The sequence below is a fragment of the Pedobacter sp. NEAU-ZC8 genome, from assembly GCF_059278965.1.
Window position 1 is genome coordinate 18,091 of sequence record NZ_JCAJXC010000004.1, and the last position, 19,924, is coordinate 38,014.

A 19,924-nucleotide genomic window follows, 5' to 3' on the forward strand; every position below is an offset into this window, starting at 1 on the left:
ATAAAAAAAGTCCCGGTGCATCTCGCAACGGGACTTAAAATAAAAGTCTTTATTTCTGAATTACTTCTTAGCGTAACGGGTTTTGAATTTATCGATACGACCAGCAGTATCAACAAGTTTCATTTTACCAGTGTAGAAAGGGTGTGAAGTATGAGAAATCTCTAATTTGTATAGAGGGTATTCGTTTCCATCTTCCCAAGTAACAGTCTCTTTGGTATCTACACAAGATTTAGTTAAGAAAGAATAGTCGTTAGACATATCTTTAAATACTACGAACCTATAGTTTGATGGATGCAGATCTTTTTTCATGATAATATATTTATATACTTAGTTGTCGCTTATTTTTAAGGTTGCAAATATCCAAATTTAATTATACATATACAAGACCATACGCAGATAATTTCTATTTTATATTTGCTGGCATAGTTCTATAAGTACACCATTAGTCTCTCTCGGGTGTACAAAACACACGAGCTTGTTATCTGCACCTGACTTAGGCACTTCATTTAACAAGACGAAGCCTTCCTTTTTTAATCTCGCCATTTCAGCCACAATATCTTCTACATCAAAAGCGATATGATGAATCCCCTCCCCTTTCTTGGCCAGGAACTTCGCTATTGCACTCTCCGGACCGGTGGCCTCAAGCAACTCCACTTTATTATCTCCAACCTTGAAAAAGGAAGTATTCACCTGTTCGCTTGGTACGGACTCTTCTTTATAGGGAGAAACACCCATAATCTTTTCGAAAACCAGATTGGCTGTTTGCATGTTTTTCACTGCGATACCGATATGTTCAATTTTATTCATTCTTTTAAGGTTATACAATTGTAAAAATACGGGAATAATCAGTATACAAAAGGCCACAAATATACGCTGGTAATCTTTTTTCTTATCTTTGTGTATAAAACAAGACCCAATATTTTATGGAACTTCCTATTTATCTAGATAATAATGCAACGACTCCCCTTGATCCAAGGGTATTAGAAGCGATGCTCCCATATTTTACCAACAAGTTTGGTAACGCTGCGAGCCGTAACCATGCTTTTGGCTGGGTTGCTGAAGAAGGTGTAGATTATGCACGTGAGCAGGTGGCTAAGTTAATTGGCTGTACAGAGAAAGAGATTATCTTCACCTCTGGTGCTACTGAAGCAGACAACCTTGGTATCAAAGGTGTGTTTGAAATGTACCAGGATCGTGGTAATCATATCATCACTGCAACTACAGAACACAAAGCTGTTTTAGATACCTGTAAGCACCTGGAAAAGCTTGGTGCTAGAGTAACCTACCTGAATGTTAAGGAAGATGGTCTGATTGATCTTCAGGAACTGGAAGCTGCAATGACGGAACAAACCATCCTGGTAACCATCATGTATGGAAACAACGAGATCGGTGTTGTTCAGCCAATCAAAGAAATATCTGCTATTGCACATAAATACGGTGCCTTATTCATGACCGATGCTACGCAGGCAGTTGGTAAAATTCCCGTAGATGTAAATGCTGACGGAATTGACTTAATGGCATTCAGTGCACACAAAATGTACGGACCTAAAGGTGTTGGTGTACTTTACGTACGTCGTAAAAACCCAAGGGTTAAAGTTACCGCTCAAATTGACGGTGGTGGTCACGAACGCGGCATGCGTTCAGGAACTCTTAACGTTCCAGGTATTGTGGGCTTGGGTAAAGCATGCGAACTATGCAGATTAGAAATGGCTTCTGAAGCAGCAAGATTGTCTGCTTTAAGAGACAAACTGGAAAGTGCATTAACGGTTCTTGAAGAAAGTTATGTAAACGGTAACCGCGAGCACCGTCTGCCACACGTAACCAATATCTCCTTTAAATATGTAGAAGGTGAAGGATTAATGATGGCGATGAAGGACCTTGCAGTATCTTCAGGTTCTGCATGTACATCAGCATCCCTTGAGCCATCTTATGTATTAAAGAGCTTAGGTTTATCTGATGATCTTGCACACTCTTCTATCCGTTTCGGTTTAGGTAGATTTACAACTGAAGAAGAGATCGACTACGCAATTGAGAACACTAAAAAAGCGGTACTTCATTTGCGGGACCTTTCACCACTATGGGAGATGTTCAAAGAAGGTGTTGACTTAAGTAAAATTGAATGGGCAGAGCACTAAGCACTGTCAGATAACAAAGATATTAACAGGCTTTGAATGGCCGGGAGGAAAATAAAATGGCATACTCAGAAAAAGTAATGGAACACTATACCAACCCTAGAAATGTTGGTACGTTAAATAAAGACAGTAAATCTGTAGGTACAGGACTTGTAGGCGCACCTGAATGTGGTGACGTTATGCGTCTTCAGATTGAAGTAGATGAAAACAACGTGATTACCGATGCAAAATTCAAAACCTTTGGTTGTGGATCTGCTATCGCTTCATCTTCTTTGGCTACAGAATGGTTAAAAGGTAAAACTGTTGACGAAGCTTTGGCTATCGACAATATGGACATCGTTGAAGAGCTGGCTTTACCACCAGTTAAGATTCACTGTTCCGTATTGGCAGAAGATGCAATCAAATCTGCAATCAACGATTACCGTGTAAAAAATGGTATGGAGCCAATTGAACTGGCTAAATCACACCACTAATTTTTAAATGGGGCGTTCTCTTTAGCGTCCCTGAACATGAAGTTAGTATATAAAACAAGATACAATGATTACAATAACTGATAAAGCTAAAAGCAAGATTGATCACTTGATGCAGGATGCCAACATGGATAATGAATATTTCCTACGTGTTTCTGTTAAAGGTGGCGGATGTTCCGGCTTGTCCTACAACCTTGACTTCGATAATGAGACAAAAACCGGCGATCAGTTTTTTGAAGATAAAGGGATCAAAATTGCATTGGATATGAAATCTTTCCTTTACCTGGCTGGAACTGAATTAGACTTTTCAGACGGCTTAAATGGTAAAGGTTTCAATTTCCACAACCCGAACGCTAGCCGCTCTTGTGGTTGCGGAGAAAGTTTTTCTGTTTAAATACATTAATTAAAGTGTTAAAAGGGGCATCCGCCCCTTTTTTTATACCCAAAATGTCTGCAACAATTTCAGGTTGCATTTTTACCTCGAAAACTCTATCATTGCTCTCCCAAATTAACAAACAGTTATATGGTAACCTTCAATGAATTTTCTACCGTTCCCAGTCTTTTAAGAAACGTAGTAGAAAACATCCACAATCCCGACCACACCTTCCTGAAGCAAAAGAAAGGCAACGACTGGAAAGAGATATCTTACGGCACTACACTCAAAAATGCCGATGCCGTTTCCGCATTCTTTCTAAGAAAGGGGATCAATAAAGGTGATCGAATGGGGCTCATCATAGAAAACTCTCCAGAGTACGTCTATTACGATCAGGGTATCCAGCAAATTGGTGCAATAAATGTTTCCATATATCCCACGCTGTCCGAGCATGAGGTAGAATACATCATTAATGACTCTGGTATTAAGTCCATCCTCGTCGGCAGCCCTTTCCTTTTTAAAAAGATATTAAAGATCGCCAGGAACTGTCGCGAGTTATTATACGTGATCCCCGCCTTTACTGATGTGGACAAAATTGCCGTTCCATCAGATTTCCCAAAGGAGATCATTCATTTCGATGAGGTGCTGAATACAGCTGAAAATATTACTATAGAAGAAGTACAACAGATCACGGCTCTACGTAATGCTTTAAGACCTAAAGATCTCTCCTCTTTGATATATACCTCCGGAACAACCGGCACACCAAAAGGCGTTATGCTCTCGCATAGCAACTTCGTGGAAAATGTTAAAGTGTGCCTGCAACAGATCCCGGTTATTGATAAAGACGACCTGTTTTTATCTTTTCTTCCATTGTCGCACGTTTTCGAACGTACAGCAACCTACCATGTTTGCTGTGCACAGGGCTGTACCATTGCTTATGCGCAGAGCCTGGAATTACTCGCTAAAAACATGGCTGAAGTAAGACCAACGGTGATGAGCTGTGTGCCCAGACTTTTGGAACGCATACACGACAAAGCCATAAAAAGTGGAACTGCTGCAGGTGGTATGAAAGCGAAAATATTCATGTGGGCTTTGGAAACGGGACAAGCGTATCGCAACAAAAAAGAAGCTGGCCAAAACCCAGGTATTCTTTTGGGGCTTAAACAGAATACTGCAGACAAGCTGGTGTTCAGTAAAATCAAAGAAAAGACCGGCGGCAGGTTGAAGTTCATGATCTCCGGCGGTGCAGCGCTTCCGAAAAATGTAGGCGAGTTCTTTGGAAATCTTGGTATTAAAATATTAGAAGGATTCGGACTTACCGAAACTTCGCCCGTAATGTCCGTGACGGAATATCACCGCCAGGTTTATGGGACTGTCGGCCGGATCATTCCGGGGATTGAAGTGGGTATACAAGATGTAGAAACCAAAAACTTCATCAGCATTCAAACACACGAGAGCTTTAATGAAGATTTCGAATGTGAAGAAGGTGAAGTTGTAGTTCGTGGACATTGTGTGATGCAGGGCTATTTCAACAAACCTGCGGAAACCGCTGAAGCGATAGATTGTGACAATTGGTTCCACACTGGTGATATTGGTCGTTTCTACAAGGGCAACCTGCAGATCACAGACCGGATTAAAAACATGATCGTTAACGCCTACGGGAAAAATGTTTATCCTACACCGGTAGAAAACATTTATTTGAAGAGTCTAAAGATTGAATCCATATTCCTGATTGGAGACAAAAGAGAATACCTCACAGCGTTGATTGTTCCTAACCGGGAAACCCTCCAGGAGCAGTTTAATTTGCCGGATGCATACTTCAATCAGCCTGAGCTGTTCATTGAAGATCAGGAGATTTTAAGCTGGATTAACCAGGACATCCGGAAGCTGTCTAATGAACTTGCGAAATTCGAACGCATCAAGAACTTCAAATTGAAGCGCAGTCCTTTCAGCATGGAAGAAGGCGAAATGACGCCGAGCATGAAACTAAAACGAAAGGTGATTGAGCGTAAGTATGCCGAACCTATCAACGAGATGTACAAAATGGCCGTAGAAGCAGATTAGATTTACTATTTTTGCAGTCATTTAACTCAGTAAAACGTCGCCGGTAAATGCCGGAACATATATCCATATGAGCTTATCAGAATTAGAAATATTACGCCGTAGTGCGTTATCCGAACTACGGAAATTAGGTATCGATCCATATCCTGCAGAAAGTTTCGACATCAATGCCAACGCTGCAGATATCCTTGCAAACTTTGAGGCTAATCCAGATGCCTATAAGAGCATCAGTCTTGCCGGAAGGATCATGTCCCGCAGAATCATGGGAAGTGCTGCTTTCGTGGAGCTTCAGGATGCTACCGGCAGGATCCAGATCTACCTGAAACGGGATGAACTTTGCCCGGACGAGGATAAAACACTTTATAATACCGTATTTAAAAAGTTATTAGACCTGGGTGACTACATTGGCATCAAAGGTTATGCTTTTACCACCCAAACCGGCGAGATTTCTATCCATGTTACCGAGTTCAAGTTATTATCCAAATCCTTGAAACCGCTTCCGATCGTAAAACGTGACGAAGAAGGTAATATCTATGATGGATTCACCGATCCTGAACTCCGTTACAGACAACGTTATGTTGACTTAACCGTAAACCCGGGCTTCAAACAGATTTTCATAAATCGCTCGAAGGTAATCAACACCATGCGCAATTACTTCAATGAGCAAGGCTGGATGGAGGTAGAAACCCCGATCCTACAACCGATCCATGGTGGTGCAGCTGCAAGACCCTTTGCAACGCATCATAATACCCTGGACATGCCTTTGTACCTGAGAATTGCCAATGAGCTGTACCTTAAAAGGTTGATCGTTGCTGGTTTTGATGGCGTATATGAGTTCGGTAAAATGTTCAGAAATGAAGGTATGGACCGTACGCACAACCCGGAATATACGGCAATGGAAATCTATGTAGCCTATAAGGATTATATCTGGATGATGGCTATGGTTGAGGAATGCCTTGAACGCGTTGCTACTGCCATTCACGGTAAACCAGTTGTTACTGTAGGTAAGAACGAAATTAACTTTGCTGGACCATACGAAAAGCTTACCATGTATGAGTCCATCCAAAAATACACCGGAATTGACGTTTCTGCGATGAGCGAAACAGAAATTGCAGATACCTGCAGGCAGTTAGGAATTGAAATTGATGCAAGTATGGGTCGCGGTAAACTGATTGACGAACTGTTTTCGGAGAAAGTGGAAGCCAATCTGATCCAACCGACCTACATCACAGACTATCCGATAGAAATGACGCCACTTGCGAAAAAACACCGCAGTAAGGAAGGTCTGGTAGAACGGTTTGAGCTTTTCGTTAACGGAAAGGAAATCGCAAATGCGTACTCAGAGTTGAATGACCCGATTGATCAAAAGGAACGTTTTGAAGATCAACTGAAGCTTGCTGCAAGAGGCGATAGCGAAGCGATGGCCATGGATGAGGATTTTGTGAGAGCATTGGAATATGGTATGCCTCCAACCTCGGGGCTAGGTGTCGGTATCGACCGCTTGGTGATGTTAATGACAAACCAATCCACGATTCAGGAAGTTCTGTTCTTCCCGCAAATGCGTCCGGAGAAAAAAGTGAAGGTCACTGAAGATCAGGATTTCGTTGACGCAGGTATCCCTGCAGAATGGGTACAGGCGATCCGCAAAATGGGCATCAATACTATTGAAGACTTAAAAGCTGCAAACCCGAACAAGGTGTTCAATGACCTTGGTGGTATGCGCAAAAAATTGAAGCTTGATTTACCAATGCCCGGCAAAGAGGATGTGATGTCCTGGTTTGCATAGCTTATAAAGATTATATCTACAACGAAGCCGCATTGTCATATGATAATGCGGTTTTTTCATTTTAGGAGCGCGCAAGTTTAAGGCAATGAGCAAACAAAAGTGCTGCCACTGAAGCACTCCTGGAAGGGTTATGAACCAGACCTCAGGCACACCTCACCCACACCTCGCCCACACCTTACCCACGGAATGTGTGGGTTTGATGTGGTTCAGGTCTTTGCCTGGTGTGCCGTAATTCTGAGACATAATAAAAGCGGCATCATTGCTGATGCCGCTTCTGTAATTCTTATTATCTGTTCTAAAAGATCTACCTGTATCTGATCTGTTGTTTGTCTAACATCACCATCTGATCTTTCATCTGCTTGATCTGGTCGGCAAGCAATTTATTCTTGTCAGCTTTCTTAGCTTCCGTCAAATACATCTGGGCTTCGCGCTTGTTGCGTTTTCCCATAGCGATACCTGCAAGGCTAAGTTTTGCCAGAGCGATGTTATGATCCATTTGCAGACCTAATGAAAGTGCTTTCTTGAAGTACTTTTCAGATTGCATTGGTGCTTTTCGGGATTCAATTAGTCCTACCAGCAGGTTGTAGTACCCATGCTGCATTCTTACCAGTTGTGTTTCATAGTTGGTGATTCTTTTCAGGAAAGACTCTGCTTTCGGCATATCATCTTTTCTCAAAAACCATTGTGCCAGCAACATGTTTTCATTGTAGAAATATGTTGCAAGTACGATTATACTGATTAACACAGCAAGAATGCCCCAGCCCCAGTATCCAAAAACCATCAGTGCTATGGCACCACCCAGGATTGAAAACCCTATAATTAAACGAAAAATGTTTGGCATAAATCAATTGTAAATTTTGTGCAAATATCGTGTTTATATACTTAAAATCAGATTTAAACTTCTAAATTCAAAAATTAATAAAACAATTATCCCGTAATCGATGAACAAATTATTAACGCTTTTAGTCCTTTTCCTAGGCTTTCAAGTAAGTGCACAGGAACTAAATAAGAAAAAGCAGGATACTTATCGAAATAAAGAAATCATGATCAACAACTGCACAAGAGAAAGCGTGTGTAACTTCCCGGAGTTTAAGACAATGTACGATACCATGTACGAAAGCTATGCACCGGATGCGGAAACCATTACGGCACTGAAGCCACTGATGGATGGCGTAAAGGTAACCATCGTAATGGGAACCTGGTGCGGTGACAGCAAGTTGCAGGTACCTCATTTCTACAAGATCACTGATCAGCTTGGTATCACTGAGCAAGACATGACGCTGATTTGTGTTGATGGAGAAAAGAAAGCTGAAAATGGCTTAATTGATAACATGAATATTGAACGTGTACCAACGTTTATTTTCTATAAAGAAGGTAAAGAAATTGGCCGGATCATAGAGTCTCCAAAAGACACCTTAGAAAAGGATGCCTTAGAACTACTAAGCAAGAAGTAATTGATGGCTACTACGTTTGAGCCTGGATGGCAGGGAATTCTTGAAAAAGAGTTGGAGAAAGACTACATGCAGTCGCTTCGAAATTTCCTAAAACAGGAAAAAGAAAGTGGTCAACTGGTTTTTCCGAAATCAGCTGATGTATTTAATGCTTTTAAACACACCCCCTTGGAGCGCGTAAAGGTGGTGCTGTTGGGGCAAGATCCTTACCATGGTCCAGGGCAGGCTCATGGCCTCTCCTTTTCCGTACAGAAAGGCGTGGCAATTCCTCCCTCACTGCGGAACATGTACAAAGAACTGGCAAATGATATCCCTGGTTTTAAGATCCCGGCACATGGGGATCTTACGGCATGGGCCGATCAGGGCGTCCTCTTGTTAAACGCTACCTTAACCGTGCGGGCGCATCAGGCCGGTTCACACCAGGGAAAAGGCTGGGAGACCTTCACCAATCACGTGATCAGCGCCTTGTCAGCAGAAAAACAAGGACTGGTATTTTTACTTTGGGGTAGATTCGCGCAGAACAAGGCACAGCTCATTGATGACACAAAACACAATCTGTTAAAAGCGGCGCACCCATCTCCCCTGTCTGCTCACAACGGATTTCTAGGGTGCCGCCATTTTTCTAAAACCAACGACATCTTGCAGGCACAAGGCCAGAGCCCTATCGATTGGCAGATTATATAAAGTTGGTTAAGATCTAGTATTCCAAAGGAATGATCGGTTCTTTTTTAGTGGTAGACATGATCATCATGGTCTGAAAAGTCTTAACGACGGTAATTTTACTGATCTTTTCCATGATCAGGCGTTCGTAGGCTTTGATGTCATGTACATAAACCTTCAAAAGAAAATCAGCCTGACCGGTAACGTGGTGACATTCCGTGATTTCTTTGATTTGGTTTACTTCGTCCAGAAAAGTTTGGATCGTGTTGTTCTTGTGGAAATCCAGTTGCACCTGGATAAAGGTTTTAATACCTAAGCCAAGTTTTTCTTCGTCTACCAGTGCATGATAACTTTTGATGTATCCGGATTGTTCAAGTTTACGAACCCGCTCTAAAGTCGGTGCAGGCGAAAGTCCGATCTCCTGAGATAACAATAAGTTTGTTATTCTTCCATTCTCCTGCAGGAGTCTTAATATTTTTAAGTCAATTTTATCTAATTCTGCGGCCATATGTTAGGTTGTTTACTTTCAAAGGTAATTAGAAATCGTTCTCCACAAAATTAAATTCTTATAAAACCATATTTTTGATAGAAAATTTTTCAACCAAATCTGCTAATAACCTCCTTTTTTGGGCTGCACTTTACCTGAAGTGAAAAGATTTGCCTGTACTTAACGAAGACAACAGCGCTCTAAATCGGGTAATAAACTGGAAAATGTGTTTGAACTAAACCGATTTAGCTAAAGTGTTGAACATGCCAGTGGGCTGATGATCGGGCCTTAGCTTGTTACGCTTTTATCCGCTGCAGCCGGTTAGCCCTGCTGTCAGCCGCAATTTTTTGTGCAAAGGGCCTGTACAAAATTATATTTGCTAACTTACGGGTATGATATTTGGAGTAAATACGCACAAATAATAATATGGGAAAAAACTACAAGGATACGGTTTCTTGATATGCAGGCGGATAAGACAATGAGGAGAGATGGTGAGTCGTTGGCCGAGGTGCATCAAAGTGTAGAGACCAACAAAAGAACCGGATGGCGAAGAATTTTAAGTTTCATAGGACCTGCCTATCTTGTAAGTGTAGGTTATATGGATCCTGGAAACTGGGCAACTGACCTTGCCGGTGGGAGTAAGTTTGGCTACTCGCTGATATGGGTATTGCTCATGTCAAACTTAATTGCACTGCTGTTACAGTCGCTTAGCTCGCGACTGGGTATCGTTCGTGGGCTTGATCTGGCGCAAGCATCAAAAAACACCTATCCAAAATGGGTGAATATCCCTTTGTATATCCTTGCACAAACGGCTATTATCGCCTGCGACCTGGCGGAGATCATCGGTATGGCGATAGGTTTGCAATTGCTGTTTGACCTGCCGCTGCTCTATGGCATCAGCATTACCATTCTGGACACTTTTGTATTGCTCTTTCTGATGAACAAGGGCATGCGTAAGATGGAAGCATTTATCGTATCAATGGTTTTCATTGTCGGCATCTCCTTTCTTGTTGAAATGTTTATCGTTGAGCCTAGCCTGATTGAAGTTGCGAAGGGTTTTGAACCGAGTTTACTTTCGGGCGAAGCATTGTATATCGCTATCGGTATCATTGGTGCCACAGTGATGCCACATAACCTGTATCTGCATTCCTCACTCGTACAAACCAGAAAATTTGAACGTGATAGTAAAGGCATCAAAGAAGCTTTGAAGTTTAACTTCATCGATACCGCCGTGGCACTTAACCTGGCATTTTTTGTTAACGCTGCAATCCTGATCTTAGCCGCAGCAGCTTTTTATAAGAACGGCCTGCATGAAGTCGCTGAAATTCAGGATGCACATAAGCTTCTGGGCAATATATTCGGTAATGTTGCACCTGCATTGTTCGCAATTGCGCTGATTGCAGCCGGACAAAGTTCTACGGTAACTGGTACCCTTGCCGGACAGATCATTATGGAAGGCCACCTGAACCTGCGGATACAGCCATGGCTCAGACGTCTGATCACGAGGATCCTGGCCATCCTGCCTGCATTTTTCACCATTCTTTACTTTGGAGAAGATGCCCTTGGAAGTTTACTGATCCTGAGCCAGGTAGTACTCAGTTTGCAGTTGGGCTTTGCGGTGATCCCTTTGATCCATATTACTTCCGACAAGAAGCAAATGAAGGAGTTTGCATTAAAAAACTGGGTGAAGATATTAGCTTGGACTAGCGCCTTGGTGATCGTAATCCTAAATGTTAAGCTTGTCATCGAGGAGATTAGTTCCTGGGCAAATTCAGCCAGCACCCTCCTGATCTACGGCCTTGTTGTGCCGATAGCCGTCCTTGTCGGATTCTTGCTGCTGTTTGTCTTCATCTATCCGCTCCTTAAAGACCAGCGGATTGGATCTAATGTACCACATGGTAACGCCCTGGAGATCGGTCCGATTGAACATCTGGCGTATAAGCGTATTGGCATTTCAGTAGATTTCTCAAAAAATGATCTAAAAACCATCAGACATGGTCTGGTACAAGGTGGCAAGGACGCCGACTACTTTATCATACATATTGTGGAAACTGCGGTGGCCACCTACCACGGTACCTCTGCTATGGACCACGAGACCAAATCGGATGCTGATAACCTCGACGCCTACTGCATCAACCTGCGGGAGCTGGGATACCGGGCCACACCTTGCATCGGCTTTGGAAAGCCGGCAAATTCAATATCACGCCTGAGTAGAGAGAACAACCTGGATTTACTTGTTATGGGCGCCCACGGCCATAAGGGTGTGAAAGATCTAATTCTAGGCACTACCGTAAATTCGGTGAGGCACCAGGTTTCTATTCCGGTTTTGATTGTACGGTAGGAATATTGCAGCTATTGCCCGATGAATAATTAAGAAATTCGGATATTCGCTTAATAATTATGAAGAACGACGTACAAATAAAGAATAAAAGAGCCTACTTTGACTACCACATTGTGGAGAATTTCAATGCGGGGATTGCATTATTGGGAACAGAGATCAAGGCTATTCGTCAGGGTAAAGCAAACATGTCGGACGCTTTCTGTATGTTCATCGGAAATGTCCTTTATGTAAGAAACCTGCACATCTCTGAGTACAGCCATAGTTCTTTTCACCACCACGATATAAAACGTGACCGCGTATTACTGCTACATAAAAAGGAACTGCGGAAGCTTAAAGCTAAGAGTGAGGAAAAAGGCTATACCATCGTTCCATTGAGAATTTACACCAATGAGCGTGGATTTGCGAAAATCGAGATCGCACTTGCTCAAGGTAAAAAGGAATACGACAAACGGGATAGTATTAAAGACAGAGAATCTAAAAGAGAACTTGACCGGGCAATGAAGGTGTAACTACCAAGCCTGGTCGCCCACAAGCGGTACAAATCTGAACTGGTCCAGTTCAATCTTTTCAAATTCCGTTTCACTGATGCGGATTACGGTAACCATTGTCTGGCTTTGTTCATTACCGACCGGAATAACCAGGATACCCCCTATTTTAAGCTGCTTCAACAACACTTCAGGTACAAAGGGTGCCCCTGCGGTTACAATAATCTTATTATACGGTGCGTGTGCAGGAATTCCCATTGAACCATCGCCAAAAAAGAAGTTGGCATTATAGCCCATACCAGGTAACACCTTTATGGTGTGCTTGTAAATATTTTCCTGCCGCTCAATGGTGTACACGTTTGCGCCAAGCTCCATCAATACACAGGTTTGATAGCCGGAGCCTGTTCCAATTTCCAAAACTTTATCTCCCGGCGTAATGTGTAGCAACTCGGTCTGATATGCAACCGTATACGGTTGGGATATGGTCTGACCATCACCTATTGGAAAGGCAATGTCCTTATAGGCCTGGTTCCAGAAGGTTTCGTCAAAGAAAAAATGACGTGGAATTTTTCCAATAGCGTTCAAAACATTTACGTCAGTAATACCTCTTGATTTAAGGTGTTCAACCAGCTTCTTCCTTGCGCCTCGTTCCCGGTAATTGTCAACAAACTTGTATGCCATTTGCTCCAAAAATAAGGCTTTCCCCTCGATCTGCTTCAAGACTTTAATGAATATTTTAGCGAGCAATATCTAACTTGCACTTAATCAATATTATTTTCACAACGTTCTAAACATTTCCTTGTATTAAAGCTGTTTAAAAACTACTTTTGGTCACCAATTTTTAAGTGCCACGAGATTTATGAAGAAAATACTTATTCTATGCATCTTAATGCTGACGAGCTACCTAACCATGGCACAAATTGATGGCAGCTTTAACAACTCTGTGAGTGTACGTGCATTTGGAATCATGCAGGTCCCAAAAATTCAGAATGAATCCAAGAAAGATAACTACGTTAACAGTTACCTGAATTCGATAACCTTAAAGTTTAATGATAATCAAATCAGTTACCGCCTATCCGGCAGTTACTTAAATGACGACATTGACGTGATGGAATCGGATAACGGTCGTGGCACGATCAGGGATTATACCATAAAAATGGGTTTTGAAAAGAACTTCAACTATGGTGTGGTACAACCCTACTTTTTAACCGACCTTGGCTACCGTTCACATGAATTTGAAGGGCTGATTAGCACCGTTACGGCTGCAAAAGTTACTAAACACGGTTTTACCCTTGCACCTGGATTCGGGTTGAAGCTTAATGTGCTCAGACAACTCACGTTTTTTGCCGAAGGAAATGTGGAGTTCTTTTATTTCCAGAACAAACAGGAAATAACACCTGCTGGCAGCGAGGCGAGAAATATCAATAAAAATTACCAGTCACAGTTCCTGCTAAATCCGATCTTTACGGGTCTGCAGTTTCACTTCGGAAATAATCGCTAATAAGGGTCTACGTCAATCTGAATGATGACACCTTTGAACGCTGGGTCTACATTAACCTGAAGGATGGTTTCCGTAATCAGATTTTTAACTTTCTGAATGGCCGTATCCCGCTCTGCTTTAACGATGATCTGCATCAGAAAATAGTTACGCACTCTGGAGACCAAAGGCTGTTCGGGTCCAAGTACCCGTTTACCGAGTTGTGCCCGAAGGCCGTTGGCCAGCATCCGCGAAGCATAATTCAATACATCCGGATCTTTATGTTTCAGGTTAAGGAATATCAGTCTGGAGAAAGGAGGATAATTAAACTGTTTGCGTTCGGCAATTTCGTCTTCATACATCTCCTCATAACGGTTTTCCACAACCTGCTGTATGATGCGATGATTATCATCGTAAGCCTGAATGTCGACCTTTCCCTGTTTGTCGCGCCTGCCGGCACGCCCGGATACCTGTGCGAGCAGTTGATAGCTCCGTTCAAATGCCCGAAAATCAGGGTAGTTCAATAAGGTATCCGCATTGATGATCCCGATAAGACTGACATTGTCGAAGTCTAATCCTTTAGCGACCATCTGCGTACCGATGAGGATATTGGTGGTACCATCCTGAAAGTCGGAGATAATCTTCTGCAGGCTGTTCTTTGTACGTGTACTGTCTACATCTAAACGCGCGATTTTGGCTTCAGGGAATAGCAGCGCTAATTCTTCTTCCACGCGTTCGGTACCAAACCCTTTCTGCTCAATATGCACAGAACCACAAGCAGGACAGATGTTCAAGGTGTTCTGATGATAACCACAATAGTGACAATGCAGTTTCCCACTGCTCTTATGGAAAGTTAAACTTACATCGCAATTCACACATTTTGGAGCAAAGCCACAGGTCGCGCATATCAGGATGGTCGCGTACCCCCTCCTGTTTTGAAAGAGGATCACCTGTTCCTGGTTTTCCAGGCAAGCTTGTATATCTTCAATCAGCACACTTGAAAAATAGGAAACCATCTTTTTCCGCTTTGTCTCTTCTGCAAGACTTACAACCTGATGATTTGGCAATTCGACACCACTAAACCGATCTGTGAGGGTTACCAGGCCATATTTTTGTGTTAAAGCGTTGTAATAGCTCTCGATGGATGGTGTTGCTGATCCCAGGATCACCTTAGCCTTATGCAAATGGGCCAGGTAAACGGCACAATCTCTTGCCTGATAGCGCGGCGCAGGTTCATGCTGCTTGTAAGAAGCTTCATGCTCTTCATCCACAACGATGAACCTGAGGTTTTGAAATGGCAGAAAAACCGCCGAACGTGCACCAAGAATGATCTTGAAGCTTCCATTCAACACCTTATTCCAAATCTCTACACGTTCAAAATCGTTGAACTTCGAATGATAAACGCCTATTGCATCGCCAAAGTAATGTTTTATGCGCTCCACAATCTGAGTTGTCAAAGCAATCTCCGGCAGCAGGAACAGCGCTTGCCCCTCTTCGGCAATGGCTTCTTCGATGAGCTTGATGTAAATCTGGGTTTTACCGGAAGCCGTTACACCATGAAGCAGTACGACTTCTTTTTCCTGAAATGCGTCCTTCACGGCAGTAATAGCGGTAGTTTGTGCCGCGGAAAGCTCATAGTTCCGAATTTCGTCAGTTTCGTCCATCGACAGGCGGCTTACAGGCTTTTTACGTTGCACAAATATGTCTTTATCGATCAACGCTTTTATGGAGGCCTGGCCACAATTACTGTTACTCAGGATATCTGATTTCAGCACTTCTTTTGTGGACTTAGAAAGATGGATCAAAGCCAGGAGTGCATCTAATTGCCGGGGCGCCCGCTCCAGGATCTCAAAGAGTTCTTTAAGTTTACCTTCGTTCTTGTAAACAGGGTTTAGCGAAATGAAGGTCTTCAGCAGGGGCTTGTATTTCTCCACCACTTCTTCCGCGACATAGACCAGGTCTTTGCTCAGCAAGGACTTAACCAGGGAGATGACTGTTTTTTGCCCGAGTATCTTTGCGATTTCCGCAATGCTAAGCTTTTCCTGCTTCTTCAGAAATTCAATGATCAGCTGTTCCTTATCTTTTAACACCGCATGTTCCAGGTCTGCATCTTCTTTAAGCACGATGATGGTTTCACTTGCCAGTTTTAAACCTGCGGGCAATGCTGCAGTCATGATCTCCCCCTCATTACACATGTAATAAGTAGACATCCAGTTCCAGAATTTAAACTGATTAGCATTTACAACCGGGAAGGCATCAATGACATCGATGATGTACTTAGCGGCATAGACCACCGGTGCTTCGGTTGTAATAGAACGAATAAGGGCTGTATAGATCTTATTTTTACCAAACTGTACGATTACCCGCTTCCCTGGTGCAACCTCTTCATTCATTTCGAAGGGTACACGATAGATGTAATTCTTTGATAACGATAACGGAAGAATGACCTCTACAAACAACGTTTCTCTTTCCTGAAAAGCGGTATCAAAGTTTTGCTCCATCTATTTCTTTTTTGCTGCTGTGAAAAATAACATCATCCAGCCCAGGATGAAGAAAAGCCCACCAATGGGTGTTACAGGGCCAATATAGGAAGCGAGCTGCAGATGGTGGATCTCCCGGGTTGCAAGTATATATAGGGAACCTGAGAACAGGACAATACCGAGACCAAAGAACACGTGTGCCAGTCTGGTTAAGCTGCTTTGTTCAGGAAGGTTAGACAGAAATAGTAATGCGAAGACATGATAGAACTGGTATTCTACGCCCTTGGTCCAGATGGCGAGTGCATTTTCACCGATACTGTCCTTCAGGCTATGGGCACCGAAAGCACCTAAAATTACCGCCATTACGCCAAATACAGAAGCGGTTAAAACTATATTTTTATTCATTTATAGCGCTTATTAGCTGCCTAAATTAAGAAAACCATGGCAGTATCTCTGTATTCCAACTATTAAAATTAAATTTGCTTACACACCGATGAAGAAAATATATTTTATACTGGCAACTCTAGTAATTTTGATTTCAGGGATGAGTTATATGTATTTCTCAACCTTGAATAAGGCGGGCGTAAAAGCAGATTTGAGCCTGGAATTGGTCAGCAAAAACGCTGGATTTATTTTCAGCTTTCAGAATGATAAGAGTGTCCGAAATATCCTGAGTGGACAAGCGTTGCTGAACAATCTTGTCGGTGAAGAAAAGGTTGTGGCGCTAAAAGGCTTGCAAGCTGCATTACAGCACAAGGAACTGGCGCCCTTGTTTGAAGGGCAAGACGTATACCTGGGCATTTATCCTTCGGAACAGAAAAGGCTCGATTTTATGGTTGCGGTTCAGCTCCGTCCGGAGGCCAACGAAAAACTGTTGAACGAAAGCCTGAAGCGGTCGGGATTAGCGCTTAAGCCCTATGCTACCTATCAGCAGGTACAACTTTCTGCGAATCAAACTTATTATGTTTTGATACAACAACGGGTGGTTTTGATTGCAAGTGCATCAAGTGTGATAGACAAGCTAATCGCCAGTCCGAAAGACAATTCAGAAGCAGACTTCATCAGCTTCATTCAAAAGAGCGACAGACTGGGTAAAAACAGCCTCGCAAACCTGTATATCAACTTCAAACAGCTAGGATCTTTGATGAGATCCATTACCCCTTATTTTAACCGGGCTGAACTGGGGCTGCTCAATAAGCAGCATGCTTATGCCAGACTAACCTACAACTTCAGTAAGGAAAAAGTATTCTTTAGCGGGGAAACTAAGGTGTTAAATTCCGACAGCTACTTCTCTTTATTTGCCAACCTTAAACCCGAGAAAATAGAGTTGGATAAAGTGCTTCCGGCAAATACAGCAAGCTATACCCTATTCGCCTTTGGCGATTACAAAACCTTTCATACCGGCTTACAAAAATGGTTTGCCACTAAAAAGGAGGATAAGAATGTACAAGGGAAGATAAAAGCAATAAACGAGAAGTACAGGTTAAATCTTGATGAGGTATTTTTAAGGTATACGAGCTCGCAGGCCATCACCGTTCAACTGCAGAATAAACAGAAGCTAGCCGCTATTAAGCTAAACAGCGGTGAAAAGGTAGAACAACTGCTATTGGACCTTAGCCGGGATTATGATGGTGAGATCAGGGAGCTGACGGAGCCAGACCTGCTTTACTACTATTTTGGAGAGCCATTTAAAAGCTTCAAAAAGCCTTATTACCTGATCATCAATAACTACATCATCTTTGCTGCTTACCCAAGTTCTCTGCTGGATTTTAGAAACAGTTACCAGAATAATAACCTTCTCGTCCTTGATAAAACCTATGGTCAGGTCTACAAACAACTGCCACTAAGCGCCAACATTCTGTTTTATATCAACAATAGAAAAGCCCAGAACATCATCATCAACACCATCTATCCGGAGTATTACAATCAGTTCCGTTCGGAAAACGGCCTGAATGCATTTGACAGCTTTGTTTACCAGTTGAGTGGTGATCAGGGAACCTTTCAGTCAAATGTGCTTTTTAGCCTTCCTCCTGCTACAACTGCAACCCTGCGCGTTGAAGCGGACAGCCTGCTTGTACGGTAGCGCTTAAAATGGTTTCTTTTTTGATACCGTGATCATGAAGTCTTTGAGATAGAAAGGCTCAAAATAGGCCACATCCTCAAATGCACCCGCCTGAAAACGCTGATATGCTAAAGCAGACATATTTGCTGCAGTATTGAAATTTTCGGTAAGAAAAGTTGCATTAGGATTATTGAGTATGGGTTCGCATTTTGCTGCGCCATCTCCAATAAAAGTTATTTTTGAAGCCCTCAGCTCCGCAGCATAGGAGTTTTCATTGATGATACGTGCCGATACCGGTTCGAGTTCATCACCTAAGGGAGAATACAAGGATGTATAAACTTCTAATCTTCTGGCATCAATCATCGGACAAACGAGATCATTGTGTTCAGGATGTGCTTTTAAGAACCCATCGGCCATCATTTTAAGTGTATCCACTGCAATAAGCGGCTTATCTGCTGCGTAACAAAGTCCCTTAGCAGTAGAAACACCAATACGCAGTCCGGTATATGATCCTGGACCTTTACTCACCGCAACTGCATCCAAATCTGCGTATTGAAGTCCAGACTGCGACATTACCTCGTCAATAAATAAAGTTAAGGAGCCGGCATGGAGATTCTGACCAGCTGCAATCTTAAGATTTAACGTTTCACCATTTCCGGATACTGCTGCCGAACAGTACAGGGTAGAAGTTTCAATTTGTAAGATGGTAATCATAAAGCAAAGGTACGTTTATTATGGAACCGGATCATGCCCATGTGCACCCCAAGGGTGGCAACGACCTATTCTTTTAAGGGTTAACCAGCCACCTTTAAATGGTCCGTGCTTTTTTATTGCTTCTATTCCATACTGGGAACATGTTGGGGTAAACCGGCAGTTAGATCCAAGCAATGGAGAAATCACCAATTGATAGATCCTGATCAGGGTTAAGAAAAACCAGGAAATGATGGTTTTAAGTGTGTTGATCATTGTCTATACTGCTGAGGAGTTTCTTGAGCACAGCGCTAAGCTTCTTTTCAATAAATGGGAACTCGTATTTCTGCTTACCTACAAACTGCAGTGACAGCAGTAACAGGCCCTTGGATTGCGGAAGATGATCATAAAGTCCCTCCTGTTTTTGTAGACGGTAGGCTTCTCTGATCCGACGTTTTAGTAAGTTTCGGTCTACGGCATGTTTATACCGCTTCTTGGGAACATTGATAACCACCTGCACAGGGTATACCTGTTTGTCCTCAACAAAAAGATAAGAAACACGAAAGGGGTATAATAAAAAAGAAGAACCGTTTTTAAATAGCAGGTCTAAATATTTCCTGCTACATAACCGTTCTTCTTTAATAAATGTTTTCATGCTTTGATCGCGATAGTACAGATACGAATGACCTGCGTTACACTATGCGTGCTGCAATCAAATTATGCTTTGTGGCGACGCTCGTCAGACACTGATAATTTCTTTCTTCCTTTTGCGCGGCGAGAAGCTAATACTCTTCTACCGTTTGCTGTAGCCATTCTTTCGCGGAAGCCGTGTTTATTTCTTCTCTTTCTTTGCGAAGGTTGGAATGTTCTTTTCATAACTGTATGATATCTTAACTGTATTTTTTAAATAAGAAGTGCAAATATAGTCGGATTTTATTTTAAATGCAAATAGATTAACAAGCCTGGTAA

Annotated in this window: 22 protein-coding genes; 11 read left to right on the forward strand and 11 right to left on the reverse strand. The window is 42.5% G+C overall.

Annotated elements, in window-relative coordinates; genetic code table 11:
- Positions 1 to 60: 60 nt before the first annotated feature.
- Both AC5WJX_RS04405 and mce read right to left on the reverse strand, forming a co-directional pair.
- The gene (locus tag AC5WJX_RS04405) at positions 61 to 309 is read right to left on the reverse strand and encodes a type B 50S ribosomal protein L31 (RefSeq protein WP_440430494.1); all 249 of its coding nucleotides are present in this window, start codon (positions 307 to 309) and stop codon (positions 61 to 63) included.
- 99 nt (positions 310 to 408) lie between these two features.
- On the reverse strand, positions 409 to 807 hold the full coding sequence (gene mce / locus AC5WJX_RS04410) for a methylmalonyl-CoA epimerase (RefSeq protein WP_494483525.1): 399 nt from the start codon (positions 805 to 807) through the stop codon (positions 409 to 411).
- Between the two features lie 116 nt (positions 808 to 923).
- Between mce and AC5WJX_RS04415 the strand changes: the two genes are divergently transcribed.
- The 5 genes from AC5WJX_RS04415 to lysS all read left to right on the forward strand — a co-directional run bounded on the left by AC5WJX_RS04415 (position 924) and on the right by lysS (position 6,822).
- Positions 924 to 2,135 carry an IscS subfamily cysteine desulfurase gene (locus AC5WJX_RS04415; RefSeq protein ID WP_494483526.1) on the forward strand — a complete coding sequence of 404 codons (1,212 nt, stop codon included), beginning with the start codon at positions 924 to 926 and terminating at the stop codon, positions 2,133 to 2,135.
- 56 nt (positions 2,136 to 2,191) lie between these two features.
- Positions 2,192 to 2,605, forward strand: a complete 414-nt coding sequence (iscU, locus tag AC5WJX_RS04420) for a Fe-S cluster assembly scaffold IscU (protein WP_188625793.1) — start codon at positions 2,192 to 2,194, stop codon at positions 2,603 to 2,605.
- Positions 2,606 to 2,669: 64 nt separating this feature from the next.
- Positions 2,670 to 2,996: a HesB/IscA family protein gene (locus AC5WJX_RS04425; protein WP_440430491.1), complete on the forward strand. Its 327-nt coding sequence runs from the start codon at positions 2,670 to 2,672 to the stop codon at positions 2,994 to 2,996.
- A gap of 129 nt (positions 2,997 to 3,125) precedes the next feature.
- Positions 3,126 to 5,039 carry an AMP-dependent synthetase/ligase gene (locus AC5WJX_RS04430; RefSeq protein WP_494483527.1) on the forward strand — a complete coding sequence of 638 codons (1,914 nt, stop codon included), beginning with the start codon at positions 3,126 to 3,128 and terminating at the stop codon, positions 5,037 to 5,039.
- A 67-nt stretch (positions 5,040 to 5,106) separates the two neighbouring features.
- Positions 5,107 to 6,822: a lysine--tRNA ligase gene (lysS, locus tag AC5WJX_RS04435; protein ID WP_494483528.1), complete on the forward strand. Its 1,716-nt coding sequence runs from the start codon at positions 5,107 to 5,109 to the stop codon at positions 6,820 to 6,822.
- Between the two features lie 304 nt (positions 6,823 to 7,126).
- Here the strand turns inward: lysS and AC5WJX_RS04440 are convergent, their stop codons facing one another.
- Complete coding sequence (locus AC5WJX_RS04440; RefSeq protein ID WP_494483529.1) at positions 7,127 to 7,663, reverse strand: DUF2892 domain-containing protein; 537 nt, start codon at positions 7,661 to 7,663, stop codon at positions 7,127 to 7,129.
- A gap of 100 nt (positions 7,664 to 7,763) precedes the next feature.
- Here AC5WJX_RS04440 and AC5WJX_RS04445 point away from each other — a divergent pair, with 100 nt between their 5' ends.
- Together AC5WJX_RS04445 and ung are read left to right on the forward strand one after the other, a co-directional pair.
- Positions 7,764 to 8,276 (forward strand): thioredoxin family protein, encoded by a 513-nt coding sequence (locus tag AC5WJX_RS04445; protein WP_494483530.1) that lies wholly within the window; start codon positions 7,764 to 7,766, stop codon positions 8,274 to 8,276.
- Between the two features lie 3 nt (positions 8,277 to 8,279).
- The gene (gene ung / locus AC5WJX_RS04450; protein ID WP_494483531.1) at positions 8,280 to 8,957 is read left to right on the forward strand and encodes a uracil-DNA glycosylase; all 678 of its coding nucleotides are present in this window, start codon (positions 8,280 to 8,282) and stop codon (positions 8,955 to 8,957) included.
- Between the two features lie 13 nt (positions 8,958 to 8,970).
- On the opposite strand, the gene AC5WJX_RS04455 is transcribed toward ung, so the two are convergent.
- Positions 8,971 to 9,441: an Lrp/AsnC family transcriptional regulator gene (locus AC5WJX_RS04455; protein ID WP_188625786.1), complete on the reverse strand. Its 471-nt coding sequence runs from the start codon at positions 9,439 to 9,441 to the stop codon at positions 8,971 to 8,973.
- Between the two features lie 457 nt (positions 9,442 to 9,898).
- On the opposite strand from AC5WJX_RS04455, the gene AC5WJX_RS04460 reads away from it, so the two are divergent.
- Together AC5WJX_RS04460 and smpB are read left to right on the forward strand one after the other, a co-directional pair.
- Positions 9,899 to 11,761, forward strand: a complete 1,863-nt coding sequence (locus AC5WJX_RS04460; protein WP_494483532.1) for an Nramp family divalent metal transporter — start codon at positions 9,899 to 9,901, stop codon at positions 11,759 to 11,761.
- Positions 11,762 to 11,820: 59 nt separating this feature from the next.
- Positions 11,821 to 12,270: an SsrA-binding protein SmpB gene (gene smpB, locus AC5WJX_RS04465; RefSeq protein ID WP_440430484.1), complete on the forward strand. Its 450-nt coding sequence runs from the start codon at positions 11,821 to 11,823 to the stop codon at positions 12,268 to 12,270.
- Here smpB and AC5WJX_RS04470 read toward each other — a convergent pair whose 3' ends face one another.
- Complete coding sequence (locus AC5WJX_RS04470; protein ID WP_440430598.1) at positions 12,271 to 12,927, reverse strand: protein-L-isoaspartate(D-aspartate) O-methyltransferase; 657 nt, start codon at positions 12,925 to 12,927, stop codon at positions 12,271 to 12,273. It lies immediately after the preceding gene.
- Between the two features lie 178 nt (positions 12,928 to 13,105).
- Here AC5WJX_RS04470 and AC5WJX_RS04475 point away from each other — a divergent pair, with 178 nt between their 5' ends.
- Positions 13,106 to 13,747 carry a hypothetical protein gene (locus AC5WJX_RS04475; RefSeq protein ID WP_494483533.1) on the forward strand — a complete coding sequence of 214 codons (642 nt, stop codon included), beginning with the start codon at positions 13,106 to 13,108 and terminating at the stop codon, positions 13,745 to 13,747.
- On the opposite strand, the gene priA is transcribed toward AC5WJX_RS04475, so the two are convergent.
- Together priA and AC5WJX_RS04485 are read right to left on the reverse strand one after the other, a co-directional pair.
- Positions 13,744 to 16,224, reverse strand: coding sequence for a replication restart helicase PriA (gene priA / locus AC5WJX_RS04480; protein WP_494483534.1), 2,481 nt, complete (start codon positions 16,222 to 16,224; stop codon positions 13,744 to 13,746). The genes AC5WJX_RS04475 and priA overlap by 4 nt on opposite strands.
- Positions 16,225 to 16,608 carry a DUF423 domain-containing protein gene (locus AC5WJX_RS04485; protein ID WP_494483535.1) on the reverse strand — a complete coding sequence of 128 codons (384 nt, stop codon included), beginning with the start codon at positions 16,606 to 16,608 and terminating at the stop codon, positions 16,225 to 16,227.
- A gap of 88 nt (positions 16,609 to 16,696) precedes the next feature.
- Here AC5WJX_RS04485 and AC5WJX_RS04490 point away from each other — a divergent pair, with 88 nt between their 5' ends.
- Positions 16,697 to 18,286: a hypothetical protein gene (locus AC5WJX_RS04490; protein WP_494483536.1), complete on the forward strand. Its 1,590-nt coding sequence runs from the start codon at positions 16,697 to 16,699 to the stop codon at positions 18,284 to 18,286.
- A 3-nt stretch (positions 18,287 to 18,289) separates the two neighbouring features.
- Here the strand turns inward: AC5WJX_RS04490 and tsaB are convergent, their stop codons facing one another.
- The 4 genes from tsaB to rpmH all read right to left on the reverse strand — a co-directional run bounded on the left by tsaB (position 18,290) and on the right by rpmH (position 19,831).
- The gene (gene tsaB, locus AC5WJX_RS04495; protein WP_494483537.1) at positions 18,290 to 18,979 is read right to left on the reverse strand and encodes a tRNA (adenosine(37)-N6)-threonylcarbamoyltransferase complex dimerization subunit type 1 TsaB; all 690 of its coding nucleotides are present in this window, start codon (positions 18,977 to 18,979) and stop codon (positions 18,290 to 18,292) included.
- A gap of 18 nt (positions 18,980 to 18,997) precedes the next feature.
- Entirely contained in the window at positions 18,998 to 19,231 is a 234-nt protein-coding gene (gene yidD / locus AC5WJX_RS04500; RefSeq protein WP_440430478.1) for a membrane protein insertion efficiency factor YidD, read from the reverse strand.
- Entirely contained in the window at positions 19,215 to 19,610 is a 396-nt protein-coding gene (locus tag AC5WJX_RS04505) for a ribonuclease P protein component (protein ID WP_440430477.1), read from the reverse strand. The genes yidD and AC5WJX_RS04505 overlap by 17 nt, the downstream gene beginning before the upstream one ends.
- Before the next feature lie 62 nt (positions 19,611 to 19,672).
- Positions 19,673 to 19,831: a 50S ribosomal protein L34 gene (gene rpmH, locus AC5WJX_RS04510; RefSeq protein WP_008241331.1), complete on the reverse strand. Its 159-nt coding sequence runs from the start codon at positions 19,829 to 19,831 to the stop codon at positions 19,673 to 19,675.
- Positions 19,832 to 19,924: the final 93 nt, after the last annotated feature.